The 15,751-nt window shown below is 46.0% G+C and carries 16 protein-coding genes; 7 read left to right on the forward strand and 9 right to left on the reverse strand.

The window, feature by feature from the left end:
- Positions 1-403: 403 nt before the first annotated feature.
- Positions 404-1,351: a Dyp-type peroxidase gene (locus I4W93_RS11600; protein WP_205311623.1), complete on the forward strand. Its 948-nt coding sequence runs from the start codon at positions 404-406 to the stop codon at positions 1,349-1,351.
- On the opposite strand, the gene argR is transcribed toward I4W93_RS11600, so the two are convergent.
- Complete coding sequence (gene argR, locus I4W93_RS11605) at positions 1,328-1,801, reverse strand: transcriptional regulator ArgR (protein WP_205311622.1); 474 nt, start codon at positions 1,799-1,801, stop codon at positions 1,328-1,330. The two genes, I4W93_RS11600 and argR, sit on opposite strands and share 24 nt — an antisense overlap.
- A gap of 187 nt (positions 1,802-1,988) precedes the next feature.
- Here argR and mdh point away from each other — a divergent pair, with 187 nt between their 5' ends.
- Entirely contained in the window at positions 1,989-2,927 is a 939-nt protein-coding gene (gene mdh, locus I4W93_RS11610; protein ID WP_205311621.1) for a malate dehydrogenase, read from the forward strand.
- A gap of 59 nt (positions 2,928-2,986) precedes the next feature.
- Here the strand turns inward: mdh and ispB are convergent, their stop codons facing one another.
- Positions 2,987-3,958, reverse strand: coding sequence for an octaprenyl diphosphate synthase (gene ispB, locus I4W93_RS11615; protein WP_205311620.1), 972 nt, complete (start codon positions 3,956-3,958; stop codon positions 2,987-2,989).
- 211 nt (positions 3,959-4,169) lie between these two features.
- Between ispB and rplU the strand changes: the two genes are divergently transcribed.
- From rplU to I4W93_RS11640, 5 genes are all read left to right on the forward strand, one after another.
- A complete protein-coding gene (rplU, locus tag I4W93_RS11620; protein ID WP_134052668.1) occupies positions 4,170-4,478 on the forward strand; it encodes a 50S ribosomal protein L21 in 309 nt (102 codons plus the stop codon).
- A gap of 15 nt (positions 4,479-4,493) precedes the next feature.
- On the forward strand, positions 4,494-4,751 hold the full coding sequence (gene rpmA / locus I4W93_RS11625) for a 50S ribosomal protein L27 (RefSeq protein WP_008220951.1): 258 nt from the start codon (positions 4,494-4,496) through the stop codon (positions 4,749-4,751).
- A gap of 164 nt (positions 4,752-4,915) precedes the next feature.
- Positions 4,916-6,073: an Obg family GTPase CgtA gene (cgtA, locus tag I4W93_RS11630; protein WP_205311619.1), complete on the forward strand. Its 1,158-nt coding sequence runs from the start codon at positions 4,916-4,918 to the stop codon at positions 6,071-6,073.
- A 9-nt stretch (positions 6,074-6,082) separates the two neighbouring features.
- Positions 6,083-6,574, forward strand: coding sequence for a type 3 dihydrofolate reductase (folA, locus tag I4W93_RS11635; RefSeq protein ID WP_205311618.1), 492 nt, complete (start codon positions 6,083-6,085; stop codon positions 6,572-6,574).
- A gap of 73 nt (positions 6,575-6,647) precedes the next feature.
- Positions 6,648-7,028: a DUF3718 domain-containing protein gene (locus I4W93_RS11640; protein ID WP_205311617.1), complete on the forward strand. Its 381-nt coding sequence runs from the start codon at positions 6,648-6,650 to the stop codon at positions 7,026-7,028.
- A 56-nt stretch (positions 7,029-7,084) separates the two neighbouring features.
- On the opposite strand, the gene I4W93_RS11645 is transcribed toward I4W93_RS11640, so the two are convergent.
- From I4W93_RS11645 to I4W93_RS11675, 7 genes are all read right to left on the reverse strand, one after another.
- Positions 7,085-9,097, reverse strand: coding sequence for a HAMP domain-containing methyl-accepting chemotaxis protein (locus I4W93_RS11645; RefSeq protein ID WP_205311616.1), 2,013 nt, complete (start codon positions 9,095-9,097; stop codon positions 7,085-7,087).
- A gap of 71 nt (positions 9,098-9,168) precedes the next feature.
- Positions 9,169-9,987: a symmetrical bis(5'-nucleosyl)-tetraphosphatase gene (locus I4W93_RS11650; RefSeq protein ID WP_205311615.1), complete on the reverse strand. Its 819-nt coding sequence runs from the start codon at positions 9,985-9,987 to the stop codon at positions 9,169-9,171.
- Positions 9,987-10,364, reverse strand: a complete 378-nt coding sequence (gene apaG / locus I4W93_RS11655; protein ID WP_205311614.1) for a Co2+/Mg2+ efflux facilitator ApaG/CorD — start codon at positions 10,362-10,364, stop codon at positions 9,987-9,989. Before apaG ends, I4W93_RS11650 begins: the two co-directional genes overlap by 1 nt.
- A complete protein-coding gene (gene rsmA, locus I4W93_RS11660) occupies positions 10,361-11,173 on the reverse strand; it encodes a 16S rRNA (adenine(1518)-N(6)/adenine(1519)-N(6))-dimethyltransferase RsmA (protein WP_205311613.1) in 813 nt (270 codons plus the stop codon). Before rsmA ends, apaG begins: the two co-directional genes overlap by 4 nt.
- The gene (gene pdxA, locus I4W93_RS11665; RefSeq protein WP_205311612.1) at positions 11,163-12,161 is read right to left on the reverse strand and encodes a 4-hydroxythreonine-4-phosphate dehydrogenase PdxA; all 999 of its coding nucleotides are present in this window, start codon (positions 12,159-12,161) and stop codon (positions 11,163-11,165) included. The genes rsmA and pdxA overlap by 11 nt, the downstream gene beginning before the upstream one ends.
- Positions 12,162-12,165: 4 nt before the next feature.
- Entirely contained in the window at positions 12,166-13,455 is a 1,290-nt protein-coding gene (gene surA, locus I4W93_RS11670) for a peptidylprolyl isomerase SurA (protein WP_205311611.1), read from the reverse strand.
- An 11-nt stretch (positions 13,456-13,466) separates the two neighbouring features.
- Positions 13,467-15,728, reverse strand: coding sequence for an LPS-assembly protein LptD (locus I4W93_RS11675; RefSeq protein WP_205311610.1), 2,262 nt, complete (start codon positions 15,726-15,728; stop codon positions 13,467-13,469).
- Between the last annotated feature and the right edge of the window lie 23 nt (positions 15,729-15,751).

Here is a 15,751-nt window from a genome sequence, read left to right on the forward strand (position 1 = left end):
CTGAGAGATCCTGTAACTTCCCTAGTGTTCTCATCGCCTGTGAAGAATATGAAAACTCTGTGCCATTCCTTAGCATGTCCTGCAGACCGCTCTATGCTATCCTAGCTGAGTGTTACATCCTGTACTTTGGCCAACATCCTGTTAGCTGGTCTATCCGTCTACGAACAAAGTATGCGCCGTTTTGTGGATTTGCGGCATGGCTTTTTTTTAATAGACTGAGTGTAATATAATTGTAAAACAGGCGTTTTGTTAGCATTAAATATAGATATCAATAAGTTATGAATTATTTGTTTTTGTATTCTGTAGACTAAATAGCGTTTAAACTTACTCTTTTGTGAGATATGTCTCACAAAGCAACCGGCCAGATTGCTGCTGTAATGTGATGTCTAATAAAAGGAATAGTATGGCCAGAGAACAATTAGGTATTTGTACCGAGGCAAATTTGCACAGCGATTATCTTTTATTCAATGCTGTGGAAGGCAGTGAAAGCATACTGCGTTACAAGCTTGCTCGCTTGCCGCAGGTAATTGACCGTCTTGCTGGTCATTTTTCAGAAGCATTATTAACTAGTGTGGTTGCTGTTGGGAGTAACTATTGGGCTACGTTATACCCTGATGCTATGCCACTTGGTCTTGCGCCGTTTCCAGACACGCAAGCAGAAGACATAGACCTTGCCCCTGTGCCAATTGACATATTTATTCAGCTGCGGTCAGATCGGCGCGATGTCAATTTTATCGCATGCCAACAAGTCAAACAATTGCTCGGAGGCTATGCAGAACTGCAAGAACACATTCAGGGATTTCGTTATCTGGATGGTCGCAGCTTAACTGGTTTTATAGATATGCCTGCTAATCCGCGAGGTAAAGCAAAACGTGATGCAGCATTGATAAATCATACACACCAACCTGTATTTGCTGCCGGTAGCTATTTGTATCTGCAGTGTGTGAATTTATTGCTAAACACATGGCAGCTACTTAGCCTGACAGAGCAGGAAGATATTATGGGTATGGATAAAGTCTCAGGCCAGCCTGTTGCCGCAGACCGACAATTAGCAGATAGTCACTTTGCTTTGTTGCAATCTGCAACTGGTGTTAGCCAGAACATTTTGCTGCAACACATGCCATTTACCCGTGGCAGTGTTCATGGCGAAATGCAGTTAACTTACTCAGCTGATCCAGATGTTTTGCTACAGCAATTGCTGCGCAGGTTCGGCTTGATGGCAGATAACGCTAGCTATGACCAGTTGCTAAACTACAGCACCATTGAGTTCAGTGCTGCCTTTTTTGTACCCTCAATCAGCTTTTTGGAATTAGCAGTCAAACGCGTGTCAAGCCAGCTTCCCTTCGAATAGCTCGGTCACTTTTTTCAGCGTTGAATCAATATTTTTTATGCTTTTCGGAGCAATAAAGATGGTGTCATCCCCGGCAATAGTGCCCAACACACCCTCTGCTTTACCAACTGAATCTAACAGACGGGCAATAAGTTGCGCAGCGCCCGGACTGGTGCGGATAATTATCATTACATCATTGTGTTCGATATCCAGCACCAATTGCCGCAATGGGCTTTTAGTGGTTGGCACACCGAGTTCAGGCGGCAGGGTATAAACCATTTCCTGTTTAGCGTTGCGGGTGCGTACTGCACCATATTTGCTTAACATGCGCGAGACTTTTGATTGGCTAATATTGTCAAAGCCGTCGTTTTTTAATGCGTCGACAATTTCGCCCTGAGAACCAAAGCTTTCGGTTTTCAATATTGCTTTAAATGCCTGGATCAGGGCTTCTTGTTTCGCCTGTTTAGTCATACAACGCTTTTACCTCTTATTAATGCCGCTATATTAGCAAAGTTCGTTGTCCGGAACACTTTGTAGAGTAAATTACACTAAAATTGGCTAGAATGCTTAGACTTTAGGCTTAAGTTATTTGTATTTTCAACGCGGTTTCAGTATTGTTGGCGCGTTTTTCACTCAAGCGTTCTCAAGGGAGATAATCATGAAAGTTGCCGTATTAGGTGCCGCCGGTGGTATTGGCCAAGCATTGTCGTTATTGCTTAAATTAGATTTACCAGCTGGCACAGATTTAGCGTTGTATGATTTAGCGCCGGTAACACCTGGCGTGGCGGTCGACTTAAGCCATATCCCTACCGCAGTAAAAGTAACGGGTTATGGTAAAGAAGATTTGCATACCGCATTGGCTGGTGCTGATATCGTCATGATCCCGGCAGGCATGCCGCGAAAGCCAGGTATGGACCGTTCAGATTTATTTAATATCAATGCCGGTGTGGTAAAAACCTTAGCTGAAGCTATTGTGCAGCAGTGCCCTAAAGCATTAGTAGGTGTGATCACTAACCCAGTCAACACCACGGTAGCTATTGCTGCAGACGTGTTTAAGAAAGCCGGCACTTACGATCCGCGTCGTTTGTTTGGTGTAACTACGCTGGATGTCATTCGCGCTGAAACTTTTGTTGGTGAGTTAAAAGGTAAAAACCCAACTGAAGTAAATGTACCGGTTATTGGCGGCCACAGTGGTACCACTATCCTGCCATTACTGTCTCAGGTTGCCGGCGTAAGCTTTACTGACGAAGAAGTGGCAGCATTAACACATCGCATCCAGAATGCCGGTACTGAAGTGGTTGAAGCGAAAGCCGGTGGCGGATCTGCAACGTTATCAATGGGCCAGGCGGCCGCACGGTTTTGTATTTCGTTGATAAAAGGCCTGCAGGGCGACGCGGTTACAGAATATGCCTACGTTGAAGGTGACGGTGAACACGCTCGTTTCTTTGCACAACCTGTAGTGCTAGGTAAAAACGGCGTAGAAAAGCTGCTGCCAATCGGTACTTTAAGTGCCTACGAGCACAAAGCAATGGCAGATATGCTGGGTACCTTGCAAGCTGATATCACTTTAGGTGAAGAGTTTGTCAAGAATAACTAAGTTATTCTGCAAATTAAAAAAGGCGCTTTAGCGCCTTTTTTAATTGTTGAAAATGAAGGCTAGTGCGTGCGTGACACTGCAATATCAGCCAAAGCCAACAAAGCTTGCTTATAATCTGAGTCCGGCAGGGGGGTCAAAGCCTGTCGTGCTTTTTCGGCTTCCGCTTCTGCCAGTTGACGGGTATAGCCAAAAGCATTGGTTTCATGCAAAGTTGCCATAATAGCGTCGAGCTGTGCCATGCCATTGCCTTCTTCTATAGCCTCACGGATCAATGCTTGTTGCTCCGCCGTGCCATGCTTCAGTGCATAGATTAATGGTAGGGTTGGCTTACCTTCTGCCAGGTCGTCACCAATATTTTTGCCAAGCTCATTTGCATCGGCTTGATAGTCCAACACGTCATCGATTAATTGAAAAGCCGTGCCAAGGTGCATGCCATATAGCTTCATGCTGTTCACCACAGCTTCAGGTTGAGCCGTGATAATGGCTGCTAGCTGAGTTGCCGCTTCAAACAATTTTGCAGTTTTACAGTAAATAACCTGCAGATAACTTTGTTCAGAAGTATCTGGGTCATTCACATTCATTAGCTGTAACACCTCGCCTTCCGCAATGATGTTGGTTGCATCAGCCAGGATATGCATAATGCGCATATCGTTAAGTGACACCATCATTTGAAATGAGCGACTGTACAAAAAATCGCCGACCAATACGCTGGCTTGATTACCAAACACGGCATTGGCTGTTTGTTTACCGCGACGAAGGGTTGATTCATCAACCACGTCATCGTGTAACAATGTTGAAGTATGAATAAATTCAATAATAGCGGCTACAGTAATGTGTGCCGAACCCTGGTATCCCAGAGCTCTTGCTGACAATACTGCCAATAAAGGTCTTAATCGCTTGCCACCACTATTTACGATATAGATGCCAAGCTGATTAATCAGAGCAACATCAGAGTTGAGTTGTGCGAATATATGCTTATTGACTTCAGCCATATCGACATACGACAACTGCTGGATTTGTTCGAGCGTCATGAAAAACAACTGCTTAAACCATAGAATGCTGCTAATTCTACACTAAGGCTCGGGTAGTCCCAAAGCAAAACTGGATCCTTTTAGAGCAACTGTGATCTTTTTTATATTACTACTTGCGGGGGTAGGGGAAATTGCGTACAATTCGCGCCCTGTGAATTGAATTAACACGCCCCTTAACCAAAGCGATGGCGTGCTTTGTACGGAGTTAACTATGTACGCGGTTTTCCAAAGTGGTGGCAAACAGCACCGTGTGACGGAAGGTCAAACTCTACGTCTAGAAAAACTAGATTTAGAAACCGGCGCAACAATCGAATTTACACCGTTGATGGTCGCTAATGGCGAAGACATCTCTATCGGTGCACCTTTAGTTGAAGGTGGTAAAGTAGTAGCGGAAGTGGTCACTCATGGCCGTGGCGATAAAATTAAAATCGTTAAGTTCCGTCGTCGTAAGCATTCACGCAAACAGATGGGCCACCGCCAGTGGTTCACTGAAGTGAAAATTACCAGCATCAGCGCGTAACAGGAGTATCGACACATGGCAAGTAAGAAAGGTGTAGGTAGCACTCGTAACGGTCGCGATTCAGAAGCTAAACGCTTAGGTGTTAAACGCTTCGGTGGCGAATCAGTTTTGGCTGGTAGCATCATCGTGCGTCAGCGTGGTACTAAATTCCACGCCGGCACTAACGTTGGTATCGGTAAAGATCACACTTTATTCGCTTTAACTGAAGGTAAAGTGAAATTTGAAGTGAAAGGTGAGCACAATCGCAAGTTTGTGAGCATCGTCAGCGAATAAGCTGCACAACTTCAGACAAACCCCGCCTGGTGCGGGGTTTTTTATTAAATAAGGTGCGGCGCAGTCGTTAATGAGTAATTTTCCGACACCTTTCAATTACCTAAGTTATACTTATTTCCAGTGTATTTTAGCTGGTATAAAGCTGATTAATCAGGACGCACCCGATGAAGTTTGTAGATGAAGCGATAATCCGAGTAGAAGCAGGCAATGGTGGCAACGGCATTATCAGTTTTTTACGTGAAAAGTTTATATCAAAGGGTGGCCCTAATGGCGGCGACGGCGGTGATGGTGGCGATGTCTACCTGGTTGCCGATGAAAACCTGAATACACTGGTAGACTATCAATTCGAAAAATTCCACCGAGCCGAGCATGGTGAAAAAGGCGGAAGTGTTAACTGCACGGGTAAACGTGGCAAGGATCTGGAGTTACGTGTTCCAGTTGGCACACGTGCTGTTGATGTTGATACTGATGAATCACTGGGCGATTTAACCCGTGCCGGTCAACGATTACGCATTGCCAAGGGGGGCTGGCACGGCTTGGGTAACGCCCGCTTTGCTACCAGTACTAACCGTGCTCCACGAAAGAAGACCAATGGTACTCCCGGTGAAATTCGCAATTTACGACTCGAACTGCTGTTGCTAGCCGATGTCGGTTTGTTAGGCCTGCCCAATGCAGGTAAATCTACTTTGATCCGTGCAGTATCTGCTGCCAGGCCAAAAGTAGCTGATTACCCTTTCACTACACTGGTACCAAATTTGGGTGTGGTTCGGGTTGAATCGCACCGTTCTTTTGTAATAGCTGACATTCCAGGTTTGATTGAAGGTGCCGCTGATGGCGCCGGCTTAGGTATTCAGTTTTTAAAGCATTTAGAGCGTTGCCGCTTACTGCTACACGTGATTGACGTATTGCCAGCAGATGGTTCAGACCCAGCAGAAAACGCTGTTACGATAGTGCAAGAGTTGGCAAAGTACAGTAAGAAGCTGGCTAGTAAACCGCGCTGGTTGGTATTTAACAAACTCGATCTGGTTATGGATGATGAACTGGACGAGGTCATTGCCCAAGTCACTGCTGCACTGGAATGGGATGGCCCTGTGTGTAAAATTGCAGCAGCCAGCCGCACTAATACTGAGCGCCTTGCAGCTGATATCCTTAATTATATTGAATTGTTGCCGGCCGACGAACCAGCAGAACAAGCTACTGATCCGGTAAACTTTAAGTGGGATGACAGCCCTGTCGATACGCAGCAAGTGATAGATGAAGACGACGATGACGACGACTTCAATGATGATGATTATGATGTTGAAGTGATTTATCAGCGTTAAGGTACATTAATGATTATTTCTATGGTGGCAGCAATGGCTGCTAATAGAGTCATAGGTAAAGATAATGCCATGCCGTGGCATTTGCCGGCAGATTTAAAGCATTTTAAGCAAGTTACGCTGGGTAAGCCGGTAGTAATGGGCCGCAAAACGTTTGAATCCATCGGTAGGACTTTGCCCGGGCGTCGCAATGTAGTAATAAGCCGCAGCAAACCAATAGACGCTTGCGGTGCTGAGTGGGTTAATGGTTTGCAGCAGGCTTTAGATTTGTTGCAGCTGCACCCTGAAGTAATGATCATAGGCGGAGCTGAAATTTATACGCAGTGTCTACCATTGGCGCAACGCTTGTATCTTACAAAGATTGCGCTGGAAACCAGTGGCGATACTTATTTCCCCGATTATCAGGCTGAAGCAAGCTGGCGTGTTGTTGCAGAGTCTGAACATAGTGCTGATGTACTTAATGCGCATAGCTGTCGGTTTTTGACGTTACAACGTCAAGACTAAACTAAGCGAGTAATTGCACCTGCCCCGACATCTTGTTAAGATGATTTAAGTCATATTTAGTGAGGAGTAGTAAATGAGATTATTGCCAACGTTGTTTTGTGCTGCTGCAGTAACTTTGTCGCTGTTAGCGTCGCCTGTTGCCATAGCCGATGATCAATTAGCTGCTTCTATGTGTGATTATGTAGCGGCTGATGACAAAAACCGGCTACGTAAAGTATTGAGTGACTACCGTTTACGCTTACGAAATATATATGATGGCGTGGTCTGCAATGGCGAAAGTTTATTGCGGCACGCATTTAAAAGTAATGCCGCCGATGTCGGAGAGTTTATTGCCAAGCAGCTACCCGGTTCTGCAATTTCAGATTCTGGTGATATTGCTTGGGCAGAGAGCAATGGTTTTGCGGCATCACCGTTGTTAGCGGTGTTAAAAGATCGCGCGGGCGGCGGAGATTAAATTGCATTACATAAAAAAACCGCCAAAAGGCGGTTTTTTTATGTTTGTTTATCGGGTTATACTTTGAACTGCTCTACCGAGACGCGCAGTTCCTCTGCTAACCTGGCAACTTCGTGACTGGATTCTGAGGTTTGTTCTGCACCCGATGCGGTTTCTTCGGCAATAGACACTATCGACTCAAGCAGTTTGCTAATCTCATGTGATACCTGATTCTGTTCTTTTGCGGCGTCAGAAATTTGCTCGCTCATATCATGTGCCAAGTGAACAGCGTGTGTAATCGAATCCAGTGCTTTAGTCGCAACTTCGGTTTTTGCCACACAGTTTTCCGCTTGTTTCTTACCTTTGTTCATTGCTTCTACCGCCGCATGAGCGCCAGTTTGCAGCACTTGAATCATCGCTTGTATTTCTTGGGTAGAAGCCTGTGTTTTGCTGGCCAAAGAACGCACCTCATCGGCTACTACGGCAAAACCACGCCCTTGTTCGCCAGCTCGCGCTGCCTCGATAGCTGCGTTTAATGCCAGCAAATTAGTTTGCTCAGCAATGCCGCGAATTACATCCAGTATACTGCCTATTGATGCACTATCTTTATGCAACTTATTAATAACTACAGATGCCTGCTCAACTTCGTGGGACAACTGTAAAATAATGTCTTTGTTTTCCAGCGAAATACCTTTAACACGTTCAGCTTCACTATCTGCATTTTTAATTTCTGCTAATGCATCATTAGAACTTTGTAACACGCCTTGGGATGTACTGCTCATTTCTGTAGTGGCGGTTGCTGCTTGGGTTACCTGAGACTTTTGTTCCCGAATAGCTTGTGTTGTTTGCACCGTGATAGCGGATGTTTGCTCAGATGCTGCGGCCAATTGCGTTGAGCGGGAAATAATGCCTTGTATCAGCTGCTGCAAATTGGCAATCACTTTATTGCAGTTGCGTGCCAACTCGCCAAATTCGTCCTGTGCTTTATCGTCAAGCTTTTGCGTTAGGTCACCAGAGGCCACTACGCCAAGAATAGCGTTAACCTTCGCCAATGGTTTAGTAATGCTGCCCACAGTGTAAACAGAAATACCTATAGCTAATAATATTGACCCGACGACAACAACAAAGATAGCGGTAATGGCATTCGACACGCCACTGGCGGATTCTTGCTGTATGGTTTCCGCTGCGCTGCTGGCCTGGTTTAATAAGCCTGCTAGTACTGTCATGGCACTCTGGGTTTGTTCTTCAGCTGATGCCAGTAAGCGACTCGCTTCTGCTGAACTTTGCAAACGCAAGCTCTTAATTGCCGGAATGCCTGCAGTTCCTTCCAGTAAGACGTTAATTTCGCTAACTTTGTCTGCCAAGTCACTGACTATATTGACCTGTCCCGCGGTTTCTTGCTGTATCGTCGCATATTGCTCGTTCAGCTCTTTTAAGCGAAAAGCAATTTCATTGCTAATGGTGGTAGCGGTGGTATCAGATAGCGTGCGGTTTAAATCAACGACATTGCTGACAAGGGTATTAATGCCGGTCTCAATACTGGAGGCAGCCTGATAAGAGCGCGGGAAACGCCGTTGTACATCTCTTACATCGGTAAAATCAAGGATCAATGACGCTGTATCATCGGCATGCATCTCTAAATCTGCAAGTTTACTATCAATACTATCGCGTAAGCGCAGATTGGTTTCTAACTGTTCAAACAGTTGTGTTGTGACCGGTGTAAAATTATTGTACGCCAGCTCTGCTTTTGAGGCTGCGTCTTTTAATGTGACATTACTTTGCACAGCGACGACTAGCTTTTCAGCCGCCTGCAGGTAGCGTTGTTGTTCTGTGTTAAATTGTTTTCTCAGACTAGCAATGTCGTTTAATGTATCCGCATTAAATGCTTGCAGGCTCAGCTTGCTCATCACAACAAAATTGCTTTGCATCTGGGCACTGTTTTCTAATGCAGGGATCGAGACAGTGTTAACTTCAGCGGTAGACGTGCTGATATTGTTCAGACTTATATAAGCGGTGGCACCAATGATGAGAAGCAGTAGCGAAATAACGCCAAACCCACCCATCACCCGTAACGCTACGGTTAACTTCATAATGACTCCCATTTTTTCCAATACGCCTGAATCAAGCTGCCCAGTTTAACAAACTTGCCGGCCTAGTTGTATTAAATAAAACCAGGCGGTGGTAGTGCCGATACACTATAACGCTGTTGTGTTTCAATACAATAAGCGCTTAGCGCGTTGCCCCACACACAGCCGGTATCCAGGGCATGAATGTTGGCGATTGGACTATACCCGTTTAACGCTGCCCAGTGACCAAAAAATAGCTCAGGGTGTGGTTTTGTGCGCCAGAACTCATACCAGGGCACCAGTGTAGTTTGATTGCGTGGATGGCCTTTTTCTTTTAACTCTAAAGAACCGTCTGGCCGACAAAAGCGCATACGAGTAAGACTATTGATAGTAAAGCGCCAACGTTGCTCTGCTGTGGTTGCATCACAATATCGCTCTGGCTTATTGCCATACATGGCCTGAAGTAAACTCAGCGGGTCATCGCGCAGCACGTGCTGCACCTCTGCACTGGCTTTCACTACATCGCTCAATTGCCATTCTGGTGCCAGCCCGGCATGAACCATCATAAAACGTTGGTCAGTAGACACCTGCAATAGCGGCTGCTGGCATAACCAATGCACCAGTTCTGCTCGTTGGTTGCTGTCAAATAACGCTTGGAGTTTGTCCTGTGGCTTGTGCTGACTGATACCATAATGACAGGCAATAAAGTGCAGGTCATGATTGCCTAATACCGTTGTTGCCGAAGGGCCGAGGTCTTTTACGAATTGGAGACACTCGAGTGACTGCGGGCCGCGTGCGATTAAATCGCCACAAAACCACAATTTGTCTTGTTGTGGGTTAAAGGAAATTCGTTGCAACAAGCGCTGCAGTGGCTCATAGCATCCCTGCAAATCACCGATGATATAGGTTGACATTAATTGAGAATATTAGGCATAGCCAGACGGAACAGCGGTATGGCTGCGTGAAACCGCTGTTGCTGCTTGGTGGTCATTTCATAATGGCCTTGCATGGTACCTACCGGGGTTTCCAGCACCGCACCACTGGTGTAGCGATAGGTGCTACCAGGCGTCAAATTGGGTTGCTCGCCTACCACGCCGTCGCCAGAGACTTCAGTTTGTTTGCCGTTGGCATCGGTAATTAGCCAGTAGCGACTGAGTAACTGCACTGTTTCGCTACAAAGATTACGAATCGTAATAGTGTAAGCAAAAACATATCTATCAGCTCCCGGATCAGATTGAGCTGCGATGTAATACGTTTCAACCTCAACAGGCACGTTGTAATGTGATGTCATTGCGCTGGCTCCTGTTGTTCCAGCCATTGCGCCACGTGCACAAAATCAGCCACCGATAGTTGCTCAGGTCTTAGGCCGGGGTTTAAGCCTAATAATTCCAGTTGTTCGGCGGTAGCGAAGTTACTAAAACAGTTTCTAATGGTTTTTCGCCTCTGGTTAAAGGCTTCCAAACACACTCGGTTCAAGGTTTCCGCTGTTACTGCAGCGCGCTCGGCAACGGGTTTTGGTAACAGTCTTACTACCGCTGAGTCAACTTTAGGCGCTGGTTTGAATGCGCCCGGGCCAACTTCTACTACTGGCATTGCGTCGCAGTAGTATTGTGTCATTACACTTAATCGGCCAAATGCTTTAGAGCCATGGCTCGCTGTCATACGCTGTACCACTTCTTTTTGTAGCATAAAGTGCATGTTTTCAATTACGTCAGCATATTGAAATAAATGAAATAGCAAAGGCGTAGAAATATTGTAAGGTAGATTGCCAAAAATTTTTAATTTCTTGCCCTGGCTAACCAAGCTGGTGAAATCAAATTTCATGGCATCCGCCTGATGCACAGTCAGCTTGCTTGCCAAGGTCGGATGTAACTGCAAACGTTCAGCTAAATCTCTGTCAAGTTCGACAACGGTAAGGTGGCCAGCAGCCTCAGCAACGGGTTCAGTGAGGGCGCCTAATCCCGGGCCAATTTCAACCAGCACATCGTTTGGTTTTGGTGCAATAGCTTTGACAATTCGGCCTATTACTTGCGGATCATGTAAGAAGTTTTGACCAAAACGTTTGCGAGCTCTATGGCCCATATGTACATTATCTGTCATGAAGCCCATTTGCCTTATTAGCGAGTGAAATAGCCTGATTAATAGCGTGAAATAAGCTACCAGCATCGGCTTTGCCTGTTGCGGCCAGATCTAAAGCCGTGCCGTGGTCGACAGACGTTCTAATCAGCGGCAAGCCGAGGCTAATATTAACTGAGCGACCAAAACCCATATGTTTTAATACCGGCAGCCCCTGGTCATGATACATGGCTAAAACCGCATCGGCTTGATCCAAATACTTACTTTGAAATAGTGTGTCGGCAGGAAGTGGGCCTGTAAGGTTCATGCCTTGGGCTCGAAGCTCGTTTAGAGCCGGAATGATGACATCCAGTTCTTCACGACCCAAATGGCCATCTTCACCGGCATGTGGATTAAGACCACAAACATAAATAGAAGGCTGAGCAATGCCAAACTTCTGCTGTAAATCTTCATGTAAGATGGTCAAGACTTTTAACAGCCGTTCGCGGGTAATCGCTTTTGCCACATAAGCCAGTGGAATATGTGTTGTTGCCAATGCAACACGTAAGCCTTCAGTTGCTAGCATCATAACCACGTAAGGCGTATTTGATTGCAGAGCAAAAAACTCGGTATGACCGCTAAACGGGATACCTGCTTGGTTAATAATCCCTTTATGCACCGGGCCTGTAACAATTGCCGCGAAATTACCATTAATGCATTGTTCGCCAACAAACTTCAATGTATCAATAACATAGTGTCCATTCGCGGCATTAAGCTGTCCTGCAACAACCGGTTCAGCCAATGGGAAATCTACCAATGTTAAACTGCCGGCTTTTTGCGGTCTGGCTGGTTTAAGTGGGTCATAAGGCAGTAATTCAAGTGGCTTGCCTAATGCTTCAGCACGTTCTGATAATAACGCGCCATTAGCACAGACGACCAGTTCAACCGGCCACTCTTGCTGGGCCATGGCTACGACTAAATCTGGCCCTATGCCTGCAGGTTCCCCTGGCGTTACGCCAAGCCTTATGCTCATACCGCTATCCCTCGGACCGAACTTCGATGTGCGCGTCGGACCGCAGCTCACGTAAGAAATTAGTCGATTCCTCATTAAAACGACGGTTGAAAATCATTCGGTATACTTGTTGGCGCTTTTTGTCCGCCGTAGCGTCAACTGTGCGCTTGTCTATTACCTGTGCAATATGCCAGCCGTGTTCAGTGCGAAATGGCTCGCTAATTTCATTAACCTGTAAACGGTTTAATGTATCGCGAAAAGCTGGCACAAAGACATCTGGTTCACTCCAACCTAGCTCTCCACCGTTTAATTTTGAGCCAGGATCTTCCGAGTGTTGTTTAGCTAGCTGAGCAAAATCGGCTTCACCCGAACGAAGTTTGCTAACGAAATCTGTCAGCATGGTACGGGCTCTGTCTTCACTTAAAATAATAGAAGGCTTAATTAAAATATGACGTGACTTAACTTCATTAATTTCAGCGACGTTTTCGCCGCGGATGTCAAAAATTGTCAGAATATGAAAGCCTGCTCCCGAGCGCAACGGCCCGATAATGTCGGTTTTCTTGCGACCGCGGATAGCTTCAGAGAATAGCGTTGGCATTTCATTGATATTCATCCAGCCTAAATCACCGCCTTCTAGCGCATTGCTGCCTGAGGACGACGCAATAGCAATACGTTTAAAATCACTGCCTTCGCGTAATAGTTGAAGTACCTTATCAGCTCTGCTCTTTGCCTCTGTGATGTCATCATTGGAAGCTTGGTTGGGGATAGCTATTAAAATTTGGCCTAAATTGTATTGTTCGTTGCTAGCGCCTTGCTCATCCATCAACTTCATCACGCTTTCAACTTCTTGTGGGCTAATATAAACCCGCCGTTGCACGTTGGCTCTTACTACTTCTCCGGTGATCATTTCTTCGCGTACGCGTTCACGGAAACGCTGGTAGTCACCTTCTTCTGTGATCACTTGTTGGCGAAACGCCTCCAATGACAAGTTTTCACCTTGAGCAATGTTGCGAATAGTGTCATCCAATTGTGCATCGCTTATTTGCAATCCCATCCGTTGTGCCATCTGCAGCTGCAAGTTAGTTAGGATCAGCCGTTCAGTTGCTTGGGTGCGCAGTGCGGTATCAGAGGGCAAAGTTTGTCCTGCAGCAGCAGCATTGCGTTTCACCCGCTTTACAATGTCTTCGATATCGCTTTCAAGTACGACGCTGTTATCAACAATAACGGCTACCCGGTCTATTTCTTGTTCAGCAGCAATGCTGCTAAGGCTAAGGCAGCAACACAGAGCGGTACTGATAAGTCGTGATAACTTCATAAATTCCTACATCAATTAGTTAATAAATATGGTCGCCGGTAGCTGAAAATGCCATTCGACAACATATCGGTGACGCTAAAGCCGGCTGAATCACCAAATCCTTTTAGCACAAACTGCAGACCGAGGCTGCTGTCTAAGCGCCCAGCCTGATTATAAGTATCAACAGGTAGCTCCAAGTCAGTTTGGATCTGGCGTTGGGCTACTAATCGTACTGCCCAGCAGCATGATTCATACTGCAAACCGAAACTCGCATCTATCATACGATGATTCGTTAGATCGCGGTAGTAACTGGCAACTAACTGCCAGTTATCGCTGACAGGTAAGGTACCAAGCATGCCTAACTGTTGAATCTCCTGTCCTGAGACTGCACGGCTGTATCTATGGTTCAATTGAAACAGGCTTTTGTCACTGGCACGGTAGTCGAGTGAGGCATTACTTTTGATTAGATGATCGTTGTCGATATCATATTGTACTGCCGAACTAAAATACCATTTCCGATACCAGTGCCAAATCAGTTCTGCGGCAAGCATAGATTCAGACGAGCTTAAATCATCCAATTCAACACGTTGTGGATTGGGATCTGATAGAAAAAAAATCTGCCCCAGACTAAAACGGAATAACTCGTTATCGACATTGTCATAAAAGCGCGTGGTCCAGCCTACAGTTAGCTGATTCGCTTCGTTTATTCTATCTAAGCCGGAATAACGATTTTCGCGGAATAAGCCGTGAAAGTCATCTTGTAAACGGGCCGAATCATATAGGCCAATAGAACTCTGATCGCGGTAAGGGATATATAAATACTGGATTTGTGGCTCAAAGGTATGCAGTGCTGGTTCGCCAAACCAGTCATATTCCCGTTCTAGGTTTAACCGCGAATATAACCGTAGCTTGGGCACTGTCCGGCTAACGCTAGAGGTAACATCGGCATCGCTGTCGTTGGTGTTTTGCTGATAATAGGTATACATCAGGCTGGCTTGAGCGGTTATCTCTAGCGCAGGCGTAATAAAAGGGACTTCCAACATCGGTTCAATATGCAGCCTATCGGCATCACTTATTAGTGCATTGTTATTTGTAAAATGAGCATATTGTGCCTGCCAACCCAGATTTACGCCGGGTACCACAGAGTATGGCACAGCAGATTTCAGACTCAGCTCCGGCAGTGCACTATAAGCCGAATCAAAATTGCCTAGTATTTCGAAACCCTGCAACCTCAGGTGTGAATGCACCTGACTGCCGTAATAACTCAAGGCTGCGTAACGTAGTAACTGGGTATCGCTCTGATTATTGTAATCAGACCCCAACTCAGACAAATAGGCATCGTCACTCACGTCGGTAAAGTCGATATAGCCTCTAATTTCAGGGGTAAAGTCGCTAGTGTGGCTTAAATGTGCCAAATGGCGGCTGCCAAAGTCGCTTGCTTTGTCATTATCTGAGTTAAGGTATTCCAGTTGCAGAAGCCCCTGATCTTGTGAGGTTAGATAGCGCGCTTCAGATTTAAGCTGAGTGCCTCTTTTACTCATATAACGTGGCGTTAGCGTCAGATCATAGTTTTCAGCCAGGTTAATATAGTAGGGCTGCTGCAACTCCAGACCGAGTTTCTGCGAGCTGCCAACTTTAGGTAGTAACAAGCCAGTACGTCTTTGTTCGTTCACTGGGAACGTTAAGTACGGCAAATAGAACACCGGTATATTTTTGATGCGGAACACAGCATGCCGGGCTTCACCCCAGCCTTCGTCTTCCTCAATACGGATTTCTCTGGCGTGTAATGCCCAGCTATCATCTTGTAAGGGGCAGGTAGTAAATAACGCTTGATCCAATGTCAGTCTTTGCTCTGACGCTGTTAACTGCTTAGCGAAACCACGCCCGGCTTGTGACATGAACCGGTAATCGGCATCGTCCAGTTGGGCGCTATCTTGACTAAGGTTGGCGGTAAACTGTGAGCCGCTTACCTGTATCGAGTTGTTAAAGTACGTTATGCCGCCGTCAGCAGACATGCTTTGCTGGCTGCTACTGAAATTGGCGTTAGGAGCGAGTAGTAAAGTATCACGGTAGCTGATTTCAACATTACCAGAGAAATTGGCCATTTGATTGTCGATGAGTTCGACGTTGTCAGAATTAATGCGTATCGTTGGGTCAAGTGGGTTTAACCCGGCAAACGCGGTAGGCACCAGCAATGGCTGATAGCATACTGCAGGCGGCGCTGTTTGAGCATGGCTGGCAAAGCTTGCAAAAAAAACCGGAACGAAAAAAAATACAGCAAACCCATGCTTCATGCAGCTACTCTTGCCTTACCTAA

Source organism: Rheinheimera maricola (assembly GCF_016918075.2).
GTDB lineage: Bacteria > Pseudomonadota > Gammaproteobacteria > Enterobacterales > Alteromonadaceae > Alishewanella > Alishewanella maricola_A.